We start from the raw sequence: 15,712 nt of genomic DNA, 5'->3' as shown, positions 1-15,712 counted from the left end.
AGCCCGTCCGGTGGGTCTGCTCGCGCCGTACGTCCGCGGGGACCGGTTCCGGTCTCCCGCGGACGTACGGCGCACGTGCGTGTCGGCCCATGCGGCCTGTCGGCCCGATTCCGCTCAGCTCATGTCTCGGCTCCGGCCCGCGTCCGCCCGGTGGGGTGCTGGGTGGGCTCGTACGCACCGGCGCTGACCAGCCCTGACTCGTACGCGACGATGACGGCCTGGACACGGTCGCGCAGGCCGAGCTTGGCGAGGACGCCTCGGCCATCAAGGCCGCCGCCGGAACCGGGAAGTACTACAGCACCGCGAAGGTACGCGCGACCGTGTCCGGCCTGAGCGGCACCATCGAGGTGAACGCCCTCACCGGTGACGCCTCCTGGGGTGGCTACACGACGGTCTCGGGCCGCTGGATCGTCGAGCCCGGCGAGGCCGTGGTCCCGATCCCCTTCCTCGCCGCCACCGGCACCCGCGTCGGCGACACCGTCACTCTGAGCGGACTGGCCGAGCCGGTCACGGTGCGGATCGTCGGCGAGGTCCTCGACACGCGCAACGACGGCATGCAGGTCTTCACCGACGCCTCGACCCTCACGGACGCACATCCCGATCTGACGGAGGCGAGCCATCACATCGCGGTGGCGTCCGGCACCGAAGTGACCGGCTACGTCGACGCGCTGAACAGGGACCTGGCACCGCTGGGCGCCACTGCCCGGATGGTCGTCACCTCGGTCGCCGTGACCGGACTCGTCGCGGGCACCGTGGGCGTGCCGCTCGGCGTGGCCCTGCACGGCCGGGTCGTCCCCGCGATGGGTAACAGCGTGGGGCTCCGCCTGCCGGACTCCGTCATCGCCGTCTACGACGCGGCCGACCTGCTTCCGCTCGTCCTCGGCGGCCTGCTCATCGCCATCCTGGGCGCGCTCCTGCCCGCGGGCTGGGCTGCCAGAGCCCGCACCGCGACGGCCCCGCGCACCGAACAGAGGGGAACCGAACTTGTTGCGAAATCCCTTTCTCTGCCGGAGAGTTTGATCTCGGTCAGCCGGACCGTCGCAGGCACGGGGGTGCACAACGTTGACGCAGGACACTCAGCACAGACAGGACGGGCCCGGACGGGGAAGCGTGGAAGTTCCGCTGTCCATCGGGCAGAGCTCGCTCTTCTTCATCCATGAGCTGGCCCCGGAGTCGACCATGTACAACATGGCTGTCGGCATCACGATGCGCGAGGAACTCGATTCCGCGCGTCTGCGCGGCGCATGGGAGAAGGTGTGGGCCCGACACCCGGTGCTCACGGGAGTCGTCTTTGCGGGAGCGGGCGGTTACGCACAACGCTGGTACGCGGCCGAGCCGTCCTTCACGGAGCGTGAGGTATCCGGCACGGACGCCGATGACCTGCCGCGACTGGTGAACCAGGACTACTCCCTTGCCTTCGCCCTGAAGAAGGAAGCACCCGCCCGGCTCTTCCTCTACCAGCACGCGGGGCGCTCCACGCTGCTCATGGTGGTGCACCACATGGTGGGTGACCTGACGTCTCTGTTCACCGTGTGCGAAGACCTCCTGACCGGATATCGCGAGGGCGGCGCCGAGGAGCCGGTCCAGGCCGACAACTCGTACGCCCGCCACGTCGCGCACGAACGCACCTTCCTGGAGAGCGCCAGGTCGGAACCCATGCGCCGCTACTGGGCGGATCGGCTGGCGGGCTGCGCCTTCGCACTCGACGTTCCCGGCGCCGCCGGGTCCACCACGGCCGCGGACGCCCCGGCACTTGCCCGGTTCACCCTCCCGCGCCCCTTGGCGGACGGGGTCCGGCGGACGGCCGACGCCAGTGGTACGTCCACCGCCACGGTCCTGCTCGCGGCCTTCAACGTACTGCTGTACAAACTCACCGGTGAAACCGACATCGTCGTCAGCTTCCCCATCGAGGGCCGCAAGAAGCCCTTCAAACGCACCGTCGGGTACTTCGTCAACTCGCTGCCGCTGCGCACCGGTGTCGTCGCGGAGGACGGGTTCCACTCACTGCTGTCCGCCACCCACGCGACACTTGTCGGCGCCGTCCGCCACCAGGCGATACCGATCCCCGCCGTGCTCGGCGACGTCACCCCCGAAGTCGCCCGCGCCATCCATCAGGTGAGCTTCCAGTTCGAACCCGAACGACTCTCCCACGGGGCCCGGATGCACTTCGGCGACCTGGGACCGGCCGAGCTGTTCGGCCATGAGGTCGAGGCGGTCCCGATCCGACAGCAGGTCGGCCAGTTCCCCCTGTGGATGCAGATCGGCGAGATGGAGGGTGCTCTGCAGGGCGGGCTGCACTTCGACCCCGCGAGGTTCGGCCTCGACGATGCCACCGGCTATGTGCGGTGGTACGAGGCACTGGTCCGGGACATCGTGGCCGACGTCACCACCACCGTGGCCGCCTTGGGAGCGGGCGGGATCCCGGGGGCCGACTGAACCGGCGCGGAGGTCGCTAGGGGACGCACCGCACCGGCCCGTCGGGGTCAGGCCGGGGGCTGTGTCATCCGGTTGTGACCCACGGTGTCGCTCCCGCTCACCAGGACGCACGCGTGGCCCGGGAACAGGGGCGAGGAGTCCTGGTCGACGATGTTGACCTCGGGGGTCGTGTAGCGGGCGGACAGCCCGAGCCTGCGCCGGTCCGACGTGTTCTTGTGGGAGTGGTGCATCAGCTGCTCGCTGAAGAGGAAGAACTCCCCCGGAGCGAGTTCCATGTCGACGGCCGTGGTGGTGTCGACGACTGCGGGGTCGATCTCCTGAGGGAAACTCATCCCCGGGCGTGAGGGCACGTGGTGCAGCAGCTCACGATGCGAGCCGGGGATGATCTGTACGCACGCATTCTCCGCGGTGGCCTCGTCGATCGCCAGCCAGAGGGAGAGGTTCACGGGCGGGTCGAGCGGCCAGCTGTCGATGTCCTGGTGCCAGGGCACCTCCAGGCCGCCCGGCTCCTTGTTGAACAGGAACGTGGACCACAGCAGGATGTCGTCGCCGAGCAGGCTCCGCACCCGGCCGAGCACCTCGGGCAGGGTGGCGAGGTCGTGGACCGGACGGTGGTCCAGGTGACGGGAGTGCAGGTGCGTCGCCGGGTTGGGGCCGGGCGAGGTGAGCACCTCGGCGTCGATGCGGCGGCGGAAGACGTCCATCTCCTCGGGCGAGCAGGCGACGTACGGTCCGAGGAAGCCCTGCTCGTTGAATCGGGCGACCTCGTCGCTGGTCAGCGCGGCAGTGGTGGTGTCCATGGAGATCACGGTGTCACCGGGCGGCCCCCGGCTGCCATGCCCGAGGCCGGGTAAAGTTTGCACTGAACCGCATGCCTCAGCGCGCTCGGTAGGTCCGTGGGGAAACGCCCATCGTGGACTTGAACTGGCGGCTGAAGAGGTAGACGTCGCAGTACCCGAGGCTGCGGGCGATCCGGGTGATCGTGTCCTGCGTCTCGTCGAGCAGCCGCGCGGCGTGCTGGATCCGCCGCCGCACCAGCCACACCTTGGGCGGGCAGCCGTACGTCCGGCGGAAGCAGCGGGTGAAGTGCTCCGGGGACATCCGAAGGAGTCGGGCGAGCTCGGCCGGGTGCACCCGCTCGGCGACCCGCTCGTCGGCGTGGTCCTCCAGGAGGCGCCGCTGCGCGGCGTCCAGCGCCGGACGTACGGTCCGCTGCTGCTCCGCGAGCCGGAGGGCCGAGCTGAACAGCAACTCGAGCGCGGCCCGCATCCGGACCTCGCGGAACGGCTGCCGCTCCTCCCTCTCGTTGATCAACAGGTCGAGGGGCGCCCGCAGTTCCCACGCCCCTGGCAGCACGACGACCGGCCCGAGCGGTGGATCCTCCGCGGGCGCCGGCGGCAGCTGGAGCCGGTAGAGGGCGAGCGGCCGTGAATCCGCGGCGCGCAGCGCGAACGGTACTCCTGGCTTCAGCCACACCAACGTCCCCGGACCGACCTGGATCCGCTGGTGGCCGGCCACGCCCTCGTACCGGCCGGCCACCACGAGGTGGATGAGATGCTCGGAGAGCCCGTGGTCGAACGACACCTCCCAATCCGCGGGCGCCGTCCCGTACTTGAGCATCCCGACGTCCGGATGCCGGTCCAGACGCCGCAGCCAGTCGCGATCGTCCCGCGTCCTCTCCGGGGCCTCCAGCAGCACGGGCGTAGAGGGCATCTCAGACCGGGGCGGGGAATCCGCTGACCGGCCGTCCGGGATCGGCGGCCGCCGCGGTCAGGACCTGGATCAGCCCTTGGGCCAGGGTGTCGACGGTGCTCCGGTCGAAGAGGTCGGTGGCGAAGATCAGGTTCCCCTCGATACCGGCCGGGTGCCCTGCGGAGTCGAACCGCTCGTACAGGTGGATGTTGATGTCGTAGACGATGAACGTGTGCTCCATGGGGACCGCCGCGGCCTGGACGCCCGCGAGGTCCAGGGCGGCTTCCGGGGTGTTGTGCAGGACCAGCTTGACCTGGAACAGGGGGTAGCGGGCCGCCGACCGGTCGGGGACCAGCTCCTCCACGAGCCGTTCGAAGGGCAGGTCCTGGTGGTCGTAGGCGGCCAGCGTGTGTGTGCGCGTCCGCTCGAGCAGTTCGCCGAAGGACGGGTCGCCGGACAGGTCGTGCCGGACGACGAGGGTGTTGACGAAGAAGCCGACCAGGTCTTCCAGCGCCTCGTCGGTGCGCCCGGCGACGGCCGTACCGATCGGGATGTCCCTGCCCGCCCCCATGCGGCACAGCAGCAGCGCGAGCGCCGACTGCAGCACCATGAACACGCTCGCCCCGCGCCCCTCGGCCAGCGCGACGAGGTTCCGGTGCGTGTCGGCCGGAACCCGCAGCGGCACGTCACCGCCTCGGCGCGAGGCGACGGCGGGACGCGGCCGGTCCGTGCGCAGCGCCAGCTCCTCCGGGGCCCCGGCCAGCCGGGCCTTCCAGTACGCCAGTTGCCGGTGCAGCGGACTGTCCGGGTCGTCCTTGTCGCCGAGAAGGTCGCGCTGCCACCACGTGTAGTCGGTGTAGCGCACCGGCGGCTGATCCCAGCGCGGCGCCCCGCCCTCGACGCGGGCCGCGTAGGCGGCCGAGATGTCCCGGCCCAGCACGTACTCCGACCATCCGTCCGACGCGATGTGGTGCACCACCATCACCAGGACGTGTTCTTCGGCGGCGACGGCCAGCAGGTCGGCCCGCATCGGGATTTCGTCGCTCAGGACGAACGCGTGGTGCGCCGCGCGCTCGATGGTCCGGTCGACCTCGTCGTGCGTCACCTCGCGCACCGGCAGCCCGAAGGAGACGGCGTCCACGTCGAGGACGCGCTGACAGGGCTCACCTTCCACGAACGGGAACATCGTCCGCAGCGTTTCGTGGCGGGCCACCACGTCCTGGAGCGCCGCCTCCAGTGCCTTGCGGTCCAGGGAGCCGGTGAGCCGCAGCGCCATCGTGATGTTGTGGCGGGTGGGGCCGTCCAGCTCGTCCCGGAACCACTCCTGGGCGAAGGACAGCGGAGTCACCGGTCGGCGGGGCCCGGGGACGAGCGCCGGCCGGTGACGGCCGGGTGTGTCCAGGGCCGCGGCGAGCGCGGCGACCGTGGGGTTCTCGAACAGGGTGCCGATGCCGAGCTCCGCGCCGAACTCGGAACGGATGCGCGAGACGAGGCGGGTCGCCAGCAGCGAGTGGCCCCCCGCGGCGAAGAAGTCGGCGTGCACGCCGAGCTGTTGCCCGCCGAGCAGCTCGGTCCAGAGCTCGAGGAGCCGGGCCTCGCGTGCGTCGCGCGGCGGCGTGGTGTCCAGTGACCTGTCGGTCAGCACGGTGCCCGCCACCGACGGCAGGGCCTTGCGGTCCACCTTGCCGCTCCCGGTCAGCGGCAGCGCGTCGAGTTGGGTCCAGACCGTCGGCACCATGTACGCGGGAAGCCTCCTCGCCGCGTGCGCGGTGATGTCCGCGGCGTCGGGACGAGCATCCGCGTCCGCGACGAAGCAGGCGGCGAGCTGCCCCTCCCGGAGCAGTACGGCGCACTCCAGCACGTCGTCATGGCTCCGCAGCACGGCCTCGATCTCGCCCGGCTCGATCCGGTGGCCGCGCAGCTTGAGCTGTGCGTCGGCACGGCCGCGGAACTCCAACGCCCCGTCGGGCCGATGGCGTACGAGGTCACCCGTGCGGTACATCCTGCGGGTCACGCCCGTGTGGTCGGTGTGCTGGATGAAGCTGTCCGCGGTCAGGTCGGGCCGCCGGTGATAGCCCTCGGCGAGTCCGGCGCCGGCGAGGTGCAGCTCCCCGGTCACACCCTGGGGGACGTGCTGCCCGTGGCGGTCGAGGACATGCACCTCGGAGTTCGCGATCGGCCACCCGATGGGCACGGTGCCGCTGCCGTCCTCGCCGCACCTCCAGTGGGTGAGGTCGGCCTCGGTGGGACCGTAGATGTTGTGCAGCTCCGCGGGCAGCGTGGCCTGGAACTGCCGCTGGAGGTCGTACGGGAGGGCCTCGCCGGCACAGAGGACACGGGTCAGCCCGGTGCACCGGGAACCGGCCGGATCCTCCAGGAACGCCCGGAGCATGGAGGGCACGAAGTTCACCGTCGTGACGGACTCGGCGACGATCAGCTCGGCGAGGTAGGCGGGATCGCGGTGGCCGCCGGGCCGTGCCACGACCAGGACGCCGCCGGTGAACAGCGGCCAGAAGAACTCCCAGACGGACACGTCGAAGGTCGCGGGGGTCTTCTGCAGCACCGGTTCGCCGGGCTGCAGCGGGAACTGCCGCTGCAGCCACAGCAGCCGGTTGGCGATCGCCCCGTGGGAGACGAGGACGCCCTTCGGCTTCCCGGTCGAGCCCGACGTGAAGATCATGTAGGCCCCGTCGTCCGGCCTGGCCCCGCCCTCCGGGGGTCCCGGCGGACAGCTGAAGCCGGGCACCTCGGCCGCGCCCGGTCCGACGACCGTGACGCCGGGCGCCGCGACCTTCTCGCTCCCCGGCGCCCGGGAGACGGCCACGGTGATGCCCGCGTCGGCGAGGATCTCGCGCAGCCGCTGCCGCGGGTGTTCGGGGTCCAGCGGAACATAGGTGCCACCGGCCTTCAGCACCGCGAGCAAGGCCACCGGCAGCTCCGGCGAACGGTCCAGGACCACCGCGACGAGGCTGCCACGCCGGACCCCTTCGGCCCGCAGCAGATGGGCGAGCCGGTCGGCCCGCTCGTCCAGTTCGCGGTACGTCATCCCCTCGCCGTCGAAGCGCACGGCCGTGGCGTCGGGGGTCCGGGCTGCCTGCTCCGCCACCAGGGTGTGCAGGACGTGGGGGCGGTCGTACCGCTCGGTGGTGTCGTTCCACCCCTGGATCCTGCGGTGCTCGGCTGCCGACAGCAGGTCGGCGTTCTCGTAGCGCGCGTCCCCGTCCGTGGCGAGGGCGGTGAGCGCTGCCACGTAGTAGCCGTGGACGAGGTCGATCTGCTCGGCGGTGAAGAGCGAGGCGTCGAACCGCAGTCCGAGGCCCAGCGCGTCCTCGGTGCTGCGCTGGAGGAACTCGACGCCGAAGGGGAAGTGCGTGTCGGCGACCACGTTCTGCTCGACGACTTCCACCTGCGACTGGTCGGCGAGGGAACGCTCGACGTGGAAGTGCGTGTAGTTGAAGAACGTCTCGAACAGCTCGGGCGTCCGCGTGCCGTGCAGGATCTCCGCGAGCGGATGGCGGCGGTGCGGCTGGACGGCACGGTCGAGTTCCGCCGTGTGGCGCACCAGGTCGCGCCAGGTACCTCCGGTCAGACGGCCGCGCACGGGCAGCGTGTTGAGGAAGAGCCCGAGGGTGAGGTCGCCGTCCTCCTCCTCGCTGCGCCCGTTGTGGATGACGCCGGTGACGACGTCGTCCGAGCCGCTCAGCAGGCTCATCACCCGCAGATGGGCCGCGAGCAGCACGATGCGCAGCGAGACGCCCAGCTCACGCGCCAACGCCCGGAGGCCCTCGTACACCTGGGGGGAAACCCAGCGGCCGTCGATCCGCATCACCGGTCCCGGTGCCTTCTCGGCGTCCGGCACGCCGCGCGGCAGCGGCGTGAACGTGGCACCCGCCAACTGCTCCGCCCAGAACCGCCGGTCGGCCTCGCTCGCCACCGAGGCGCGCTCCAGCTCGACGAACGAGGCGAAGCGGGTGGCGGGCGCGGGCGGCGTCGGGCTGTTCGTGCCACGGACCCCGTCGGCGTACCGGCGTAGCAGCTCGACGAAGAGCGAGCGTTCGCTCCAGCCGTCGAGGATCGCGTGGTGCTCGGTCACGAACAACTGGTGCGTGTCGTCGGTGCGGCGCTGCACATGGAAGCGGATCAGCGGGGCCGACCGCCAGTCGAACCGCTCGTCCCGTTCCCGGCCGAACCTGCGGTCCGCAGCCGCGTTCAGCTCGGCCTGATCTCCACCACGCAGGTCTTCGAAGGTCAGGGGCAGTTCGGCCCGCCGGTGCACCAGCTGCAAGGGCTCGCTGAAGCGGACCAGATCGAAAGAGGTCCGCAGGACGTCGTGCCGCTCCAGGAGGCCGGAGACGGCCTCGCGCCAGGCACGCTCGCTGAAGGGGCCGCGCAGCCGGTACGTCGAGACGTTGTGGTACGCCGCTCCGGGCGCCGTCGGATCGCTGTGGAAGAGCATGCCCTGCTGCAGCCGCGTCATCGGGTACGCGTCGGCGATGCCGTCCGGCAACAGGCCCCGGTCCGCCGCCGTGAGCAGGGAGAAGGCCTCGTACACCGGAGTCGCCCTGGGCTCGTGCGCGGTGTGCCGGGCCACCGCGGCGAGCGTGCGGACCGTCTGGCACTCCAGCAGGTCCTGGAACGCAAGCTCCAGGCCGGCCTTGCGGGCGAGCGCCAGCATCCGGATGCTGAGGATGGAGTCGCCGCCGAGGCTGAAGTAGTTGTCGTCGATGCCCACCCGGTCCAGGCCGAGGACCCGGCACCACGCGTCGGCGAGGACCTTCTCCGCCTGGTCGCGGGGAGCGACGTAGGGTTCGGCGGCCCCGGCCCCGGCCTCGTGCGCGTCCGGCGCGGGCAGCCGGTCGCGGTCCACCTTGCCGTGGCCGGAGAGCGGGAGTTCGGGCAGCACGGTGAAGGTCGACGGAACCATGTGGGCGGGCAGCCCGTTGACCGCGTGGGTGCGCAGCGTCCCCGGGCCGGGGGCCGCCTCGCGCGCGGTGACGTAGGCCGCGAGGCGGACGTGCCCCTCCTCGTCGGTGCGCGGCACCACCACGGCCTCGTGCACGGCGGGGTGTTCGGCGAGCACCGACTCGATCTCGCCCAGTTCCACCCGGAAACCCCGGAGCTGGACCTGGGAGTCGAGCCGGCCGCGGTATTCGATGTCCCCGTCGGGCAGCACGCGCACCAGGTCGCCCGTGCGGTACAGCCGCTCCCCGGGGCGCGTCGCGAACGGGTGCGGGACGAAGCGTTCGGCGGTGAGGCCCGGCTTGCCCGCGTAGCCGTGGGCAAGGCCCGCTCCGCCGACGTACAACTCCCCGGCCTCTCCGGCAGGCACCGGTCGTCGTCGCGGGTCCAGGACGTGCAGCTCCAGATCCGGCAGTGGGCGGCCGATCACGCTGCTGGTGCCCGCCGTGACGTCCTTCAGCGTGATCGGGCGGTAGGTGACGTGCACGGTCGTCTCGGTGATTCCGTACATGTTGATCAACTGGGGCGTGGCGTCGCCGTGCCGGGCGCACCAGTCGGCCAGCGCGCGCGGGTCGAGCGCCTCACCGCCGAAGACCACATAGCGCAGGGCCAGTTCGCCCTCGTCCGGCCGTGCGTTGGCGTCGGCGCGGACGAGCTGGTGGAAGGCCGACGGAGTCTGGTTCAGGACGGTGACCCGCTGCTCGCGCAGGAGCCGCAGGAACGCGTCGGGCGCGCGGCTGGTCTCGTACGGCACCACCACGAGCCGGCCCCCGTGGGCGAGGGCGCCCCACAGCTCCCACACGGAGAAGTCGAAAGCGTACGAGTGGAACAGCGTCCACACGTCCTGCGGGCCGAATCGGAACCACTGCTCGGTGCTGTCGAACAGCCTGCTGACGTTGCGGTGCGGCACCACGACGCCCTTGGGGCGGCCCGTGGAGCCCGAGGTGTAGATGAGGTACGCGGGGTCGTCCGGCCCGGCGTTCCGCGCCACCGGCGTGGCCGGGTACGCATCGTCCTCCCGGGCGTCGGCCACGTCCAGGACGGTGCCCGTGAACCCGGACCACCACCGCGGGATCTCCCGGCTGACCAGAACCGTGGCCACCCCGGAGTCCTCGGCCAGGTACCGGAGCCGTCGCTCGGGGTAGGAGGGGTCGAGCGGGACGTAGCAGCCTCCGGCCTTGAGGACGGCGAGGAGAGCCGCGACCAGGTCGGCGGACCGGTCCATGCTGACGCCGACGAGGACGCCGGGCCCGATCCCGTGCTCGCGCAGGCGGTGCGCGATCCGGTTGGCGCGGGCGTCGAGTTCGGCGTAGGTGACCTGGGTGTCGCGGTCGACCAGGGCGACCGCGTTCGGGGTGCGTGCGGCCCACTGGGCGAAGCGCTCGTGCACGGGGGCGGGGCGCTGTGCGAGGTCGGCGGGGCCGGGCGCGGGCCGATGGCCGGGAACGGGTCGGACGGGCTGCCGCGGTGCGGAGGACTGTCGGGGCGTGGCGTGCAGGACCGCGTCGAGATGGGCGCGCAGCTCGTCGGCGCTCATCTGGCGAAAGGCGTCCTGCAGGCGCTCCGCGGTGCCCTCCGGCGCCGTACCGCCGCTCTCCCGCTCCGGGCCGCGTGTCTCATGCGTAGTCATGGAAACCCTTTCCGGTCTTGCGGCCGAAGTGCCCCGCGTCCACCAGCTTCCGCAGGGCGGGCGGGGCCGTGTAGCGGCTGTCCCCGGTGTACGTCCGCAGCACGGTCAAGGTGTCGTCCACGTTGTCCAGGCCGATGAGGTCCGCCGTGCGCAGGGGGCCCATCTGATGGCCAAGGCACTGCTCGAACAGGGCGTCCGTCGTCGTCGCGTCGGCCTTGCCCTCGCCCACGGCCGCCGCCGCCTCGACGATGGTCAGCATCAGCACGCGGTTGATGACGAAGCCGGGGCCGTCGAGGACCACCAACTGCCGCTTTCCCATGCGCGCGAGGAGACGCGCCGCGACAGCGAGCGTGTCGTCACTGGTCTCCGGCGTCCGGACGACTTCGACGGTCTCCTTCAGCGGCGCGGGGTTCATGATGTGCAGACCGAGCACCCGGTCGGGGCGGTCGGTGCGGGCGGCGAGCCCGGCGATGGGGATCGCCGAGGTGAGGGACGCGAGGACGGCGCCCGGCGGGGTGACACGGTCGAGCTCGGCGAAGAGCTTCTCCTTGAGGTCCTGTCGCTCGGTGGCGCACTCGATGACGAAGCCGACGTCGTCCAGGGCGTCCAGGTCCTGTGCCCACCGCACGCGGCCGAGGACGCCGACGGCGGCGCCCCGCTCGACGAGGCCGAGGAGGGCGGCGAGCCGCACGCCGTCCTTGATGGCGGCGCGTGCCCGTTCGGCCGCGGCGGGGTCGGGTTCGACGACGACGACCTCGTACCCGGCCTGGGCGAGACTCTGGGCGACTCCGCTGCCCATGGTCCCTGCGCCGACGACGCCGACGCGTTCCGAAGCGTCCTGGGGGCGGTTCCCTGCGGTCATCGTGGTCCTTCCAGGCTTGAGTCCGCGTCGCGGCGCGGTGTTTCGGAGGGGCCGAGGAGCGCGGCTATCGGCTGTGCGGTGTCGTGCGTGAACGCCAGGGCCCGCAGGACGTCCTGGTAGGCGCTGATGAAGCCGGCCGCGGTGTCGGCGGTGAACAGCTCGGTGCTGTACTCAAGGCCCGCGGTCACGTCCGCCCGGCCCTCCCTGACGCTGGTGACCAGCGTCAGGTCGAGCTTGGAGGTGTGGGCGGGCATCCCCTCGACGAGGGTGACGACGTTCTCCCGCTCGTCGAAGAGGCCGCCGCGGCTGCCGTCGGCCAGCGTGAAGGCGGGCACCTCCTGGTGGACGAACGACACGTCGACGACGGGGTCGCGACCGGCCTCGCGCGGGGCGCCCAGCGCGCTGACCACCCGGTCGAAGGGGACCTCCTGGTGGTCCATGGCGTCGAGCACCGTCGCCCGTGTCCGGCGCAGGAAGTCACCGAGACCGGCCTGCGGAGGCACCGCGCAGCGCAGCGCGACCGTGCTGTTGAAGTAGCCGATCAGGTCCTGGAGCGCCGGATGGTTGCGGCCGGAGGTCGGCGTGCCGACGACCAGGTCCCGCTGTCCGGTGAGCCGCGCGAGCAGCAGGTTGAACCCGGACAGGAGCACCACGAACAGCGTCACCGACTCCTCGGCTGCCAGCGCGCGCAACCGCTCCACCACCGGCGCCTCGACGGTGAACGGCACCATGTCGCCGGTGTACGACTTGCGCGCCGGTCGCGGGAGGTCGAGGGGCAGCTCGACGCGGGGTGCGTCCTGAAGGGTCTTCTTCCAGTACGCGAGTTCGTGGTCCAGGGCGGAGCCGGCGAGCAACTCGCGCTGCCAGAACGCGTAGTCCCGGTACCGCACGGGCAGGGCGGGCAGTCGAGCCGCCCGCCCCTCGCGCCGTGCCGCGTACAGCTCGGGCAGTTCACGGCGCAGGATGCGCGGGGTGCCGCCGTCGCTCACGGCGTGGTGCGTCGTGTACTGCATCACGTGCCGTTCGGGCGCGATGCGCACCAGCAGGACCCGCAGCAGCGGTTCACCGGCGACGTCGAAGCGGTGCTGTGCGGCCCGCAGGACCAGTTCCCTGGCGGACGACTCCGGGTCGGGGGAGTCGGAGACGTCGGTGAAGGTGAAGAAGTCGCCGGGGTCGGGGCGGACGCGCAGTTGCGGTACACCGTCGACGTCGACGAAGTTGCACCGCAGCGGCTCGTGCCGCAGGGCGAGGTCGTGCCACATGCCGCGCAGCGCGTCCACGTCCAGCGGACCGTCGACCCGCCGCACCGTCGGCTGGTTGTACAGGGTGGTGCCGGGGTCGATCTGGTGGTGGAACCACATGCGCTCCTGACCGAAGGACATGTTCAGTTCGTCGCGGAGGACCAGCTCGGGCCGCCCGGTCGGTGCGGTCGGTGCGGCGGACTCCGGCGCGCGGGCGGGCTCCGCGTCGGCGGCGGTTGCTGCCCGGTCGGGGGCGGTTGCCGCCGGGTCGGGGGCGGGTGCCGCCGGGTCGGGGGCGAGCACGTCCGGGGAGGGCTCGATGAACCGGGCGAAGTCCTCGATCCGCGGGTGTTCGTAGAGGTCGAGGAGCCGGTGGCGGACCCCGAAGCGTTCCTCGACGCGGTTGATGACCTGAAGCGCGATCAGCGAGTTGCCCCGCAGCTCGAAGAAGTCGCTCTCCGGGCCGGGGACCGATATCCCGAGAAGTTCGCCGAGGGTCGCGCACAGCCAGTCGAGCGTGCCGGGCCCGTCGCCCGGCTCCGCGGCGCGGACGGCCTCGGCTCTCGGCGCCGGAGCCGATGCCGGTGGCGCCGCGCTCGCGTCCCGCGGCGGCAGCCAGCACGTCGTCGGCTGCAACGGGTGCCCGGGAAGCCGGACGCGGCTGTGCCGGGGCGTGGCCGGGCCGACCGCGGACCAGTCCGGGTCCACCCCGGCTTCGTACAGCGCACCGAGCACACCCAGCAGCCCCCGGTCGTCGGGGCCCACGACATGGCAGTGGGCACGCGGATCGGTGCCGAACCGCTCGCGCGCGAGGGTGCCCAGAGACCCGCCGGGGGTGACGTCGACGAAGACGGCGGGCCCCTGGCCGAGCAGGTCCCCGACCACCTCGGCGAAGCGGCCGGTGTCCAGCGGGCCGGGGTCGGTGCCCGCGGCGAGGTCGGCGGTGTCCGCCGGAGTGAGTTCGGCGCGCAGATGACGGGCCAGGTAGCGCGAGACGCCCGCGCCGATGACCACGTCGGGGCGGATGCCGCAGCGCCTCAGCTCGGCGACGGCGGCCAGTTGGCTGGACAGGATCTCGGCGGTGGCGCCGACGGCCGGGAGCTGGTCCGGCAGGTCCGCCGGGGTGGTGACGGGCGCCGGGGCGTCCGGGGAGAGCAGCAGCACCACCCGGGGGCGGTCGGCCCGGGACGGGGTGGTGGGCGTGTCCTCTTCGGGGCCCGCGGCGAGCCAGGTGGCCTGCGCGGCCAGGTTCAGGGCGAGCGCGCCGGTCGAATCCGCGGTCACGCCGACGCGGTGCCGGTAGTGGGTGCGGCCCCTGTTGAGGGTGTGGGCGATGTCGTCGAGGTGCCGCGTGTCGCCGTGGAGAGCCACGGCGAGATCGGCGCACAGCCGCGCGAGGGCCGTGCGGCTGCGGGCCGACACGCCGATGAGCCGCGGGGACCGCGTGTCGGTGGTGGCGGGCGCGGGTGGCCGGGGCGGAGCCTGTACGACGCAGTGCGCGTTGCCGCCGCCGAGGCTGAAGGAGCTGACCCCCGCGAGGCGCTCGTCGTCCTCCCAGCGCCGGGTCTCGCCGATCATCTCCAGTGAGGCGGCCCGCAGATCGACCCCGGGCGGCGCCTCGGTGAAGTGCAGCGAGGGGTAGAGCTCGGCGTCGCGCACGCTCAGGACGGCCTTGACCAGGCCCGCCACCCCCGCCGCGCCGTCGAGGTGGCCGATGGCGGACTTCACCGCCCCGACGGGCAGCGGTCGCGAACGGCCCCGGAACACCTCGGCGAGACCTTCCAGTTCCACCGCGTCCCCGAGCCTGGTGCCCGAGCCATGGGCTTCCAGGAACCCCGCTCGGAAGGGGTCGACGCCCGCTGTCCGCCACGCCTGCCGGATGACGGTGGCGTGCGCCGCCGCGCTGGGCGCGCTGATCGTCGCGGCCGCGCCGCCGTTGTGGCGGGCGGCGATCCCGCGGATCACGGCATGGACCGGCAGGTGCGCGGCGCGGGCCCGCGCCACCGTCGTGAGGAGCAGCGCCGCACCGCCCTCGCCCGCGACGGTGCCGTCGGCCGTCGCGTCGAACGACCGGCAGCGGTCGCTGCTCGACGCGATCTCGGCGAAGCCGCCGACCTGCTGTCGCGTGACACCGTCGGGGCGTACGCTCACGCCTCCGGCGAGCGCGTACTCGGCGTCGCCCGCGGCCAGTTCGCGGCAGGCGAGCCGGACGGCGAGCAGTGAACCGTTGCAGCCGCTGTCGAGGGAGTAGCAGGGGCCGTCGAGGCCGAGGGTGTGCGCGATCCGGGCGGGCAGGCCGAAGGGCGCGTTGCCCAGGGAGCCGACGACGTCGGAGAGGTCGATGCGACTGCCGTAGCCGGAGGACGTGGCGCTGAAGACCACGGCGGTGGACCGGCCGCGCAGCTCTCCCGTGCTCTGGCCCGCGTCTTCGATCGCCTGGTGGGCCAGGGTCAGCGCGAGACGGTGCTGGGGGTCGATCAGCCCGGCCTCGTGCCGGGTGAGTCCGAAGAACGCGTGGTCGAAGGTGTGGATGTCGTCCAGATAGCCCATGGGCAGGTAGTCCGCCGCCGGGTCGAGTCCGGTGGCCGCCGCCCGCGCCGCGGGCATGGTGCGCACGGCGTCGTGGCCCGCGCGCAAGTTGGCGCGGAAGGCGTCCAGGTCGTCGGCGCCAGGGAAGCGCACGGCCATGCCCACGACGGCGATGTCGGTGTCGAGCACGCCCCTCGCGTGGACGTCCCCTTCCTGCGGGCCGACCGGGCCCGTGGCCGGTTCCTGGTCGTGTGCCCCCGGGCCGGTGGCCGGTTCCCGGTACTCGGGCGCCTCGCCCTGCCGGGTCGCGGTGTGCGTCTGTGCTCCCCCGCTCATGCGGCCCCTCCGTTTCGTCTGCGGTTC

Annotated in this window: 7 protein-coding genes and 1 pseudogene; 2 read left to right on the top strand and 6 right to left on the bottom strand. The window is 72.4% G+C overall.

Annotation, left to right across the window (positions count from 1 at the left end; genetic code table 11):
- Window positions 1–119 precede the first annotated feature (119 nt).
- Window positions 120–254 (bottom strand): annotated as a pseudogene (locus ACZ6AA_RS08815) (DNA-binding response regulator); the annotation flags it as partial.
- A 66-nt stretch (window positions 255–320) separates the two neighbouring features.
- Between ACZ6AA_RS08815 and ACZ6AA_RS08810 the strand changes: the two are divergent.
- Complete coding sequence (locus ACZ6AA_RS08810; RefSeq protein ID WP_471457889.1) at window positions 321–1,160, top strand: ABC transporter permease; 840 nt, start codon at window positions 321–323, stop codon at window positions 1,158–1,160.
- Entirely contained in the window at window positions 1,111–2,436 is a 1,326-nt protein-coding gene (locus ACZ6AA_RS08805) for a condensation domain-containing protein (protein WP_468482148.1), read from the top strand. The genes ACZ6AA_RS08810 and ACZ6AA_RS08805 overlap by 50 nt, the downstream gene beginning before the upstream one ends.
- Window positions 2,437–2,483: 47 nt before the next feature.
- Here ACZ6AA_RS08805 and ACZ6AA_RS08800 read toward each other — a convergent pair whose 3' ends face one another.
- From ACZ6AA_RS08800 to ACZ6AA_RS08780, 5 genes are all read right to left on the bottom strand, one after another.
- The gene (locus ACZ6AA_RS08800) at window positions 2,484–3,236 is read right to left on the bottom strand and encodes a phytanoyl-CoA dioxygenase family protein (protein ID WP_468458967.1); all 753 of its coding nucleotides are present in this window, start codon (window positions 3,234–3,236) and stop codon (window positions 2,484–2,486) included.
- Window positions 3,237–3,312: 76 nt separating this feature from the next.
- Window positions 3,313–4,149, bottom strand: coding sequence for a helix-turn-helix domain-containing protein (locus ACZ6AA_RS08795; protein WP_468458965.1), 837 nt, complete (start codon window positions 4,147–4,149; stop codon window positions 3,313–3,315).
- Window position 4,150: 1 nt separating this feature from the next.
- Window positions 4,151–10,717 (bottom strand): amino acid adenylation domain-containing protein, encoded by a 6,567-nt coding sequence (locus tag ACZ6AA_RS08790; RefSeq protein ID WP_471457030.1) that lies wholly within the window; start codon window positions 10,715–10,717, stop codon window positions 4,151–4,153.
- Window positions 10,704–11,579 carry a 3-hydroxyacyl-CoA dehydrogenase family protein gene (locus ACZ6AA_RS08785; RefSeq protein ID WP_471457029.1) on the bottom strand — a complete coding sequence of 292 codons (876 nt, stop codon included), beginning with the start codon at window positions 11,577–11,579 and terminating at the stop codon, window positions 10,704–10,706. The genes ACZ6AA_RS08790 and ACZ6AA_RS08785 overlap by 14 nt, the downstream gene beginning before the upstream one ends.
- Window positions 11,576–15,685, bottom strand: a complete 4,110-nt coding sequence (locus ACZ6AA_RS08780) for a condensation domain-containing protein (protein ID WP_471457028.1) — start codon at window positions 15,683–15,685, stop codon at window positions 11,576–11,578. The genes ACZ6AA_RS08785 and ACZ6AA_RS08780 overlap by 4 nt, the downstream gene beginning before the upstream one ends.
- Window positions 15,686–15,712: the final 27 nt, after the last annotated feature.

The sequence above is a fragment of the Streptomyces sp. NPDC040610 genome (genome assembly GCF_055594065.1).
The sequence above is the reverse complement of the archived record's forward strand: the minus strand, read 5'-3'. Positions and strand labels throughout refer to the sequence as shown.

Coding starts and splice junctions, on each gene's coding strand:
- ACZ6AA_RS08785 (WP_471457029.1), bottom strand. CDS start 11,579: ATGACCGCAGGGAACCGCCCCCAGGACGCTTCGGAACGCGTCGGCGTC.
- ACZ6AA_RS08780 (WP_471457028.1), bottom strand. CDS start 15,685: ATGAGCGGGGGAGCACAGACGCACACCGCGACCCGGCAGGGCGAGGCG.
- ACZ6AA_RS08795 (WP_468458965.1), bottom strand. CDS start 4,149: ATGCCCTCTACGCCCGTGCTGCTGGAGGCCCCGGAGAGGACGCGGGAC.
- ACZ6AA_RS08800 (WP_468458967.1), bottom strand. CDS start 3,236: ATGGACACCACCACTGCCGCGCTGACCAGCGACGAGGTCGCCCGATTC.
- ACZ6AA_RS08790 (WP_471457030.1), bottom strand. CDS start 10,717: ATGACTACGCATGAGACACGCGGCCCGGAGCGGGAGAGCGGCGGTACG.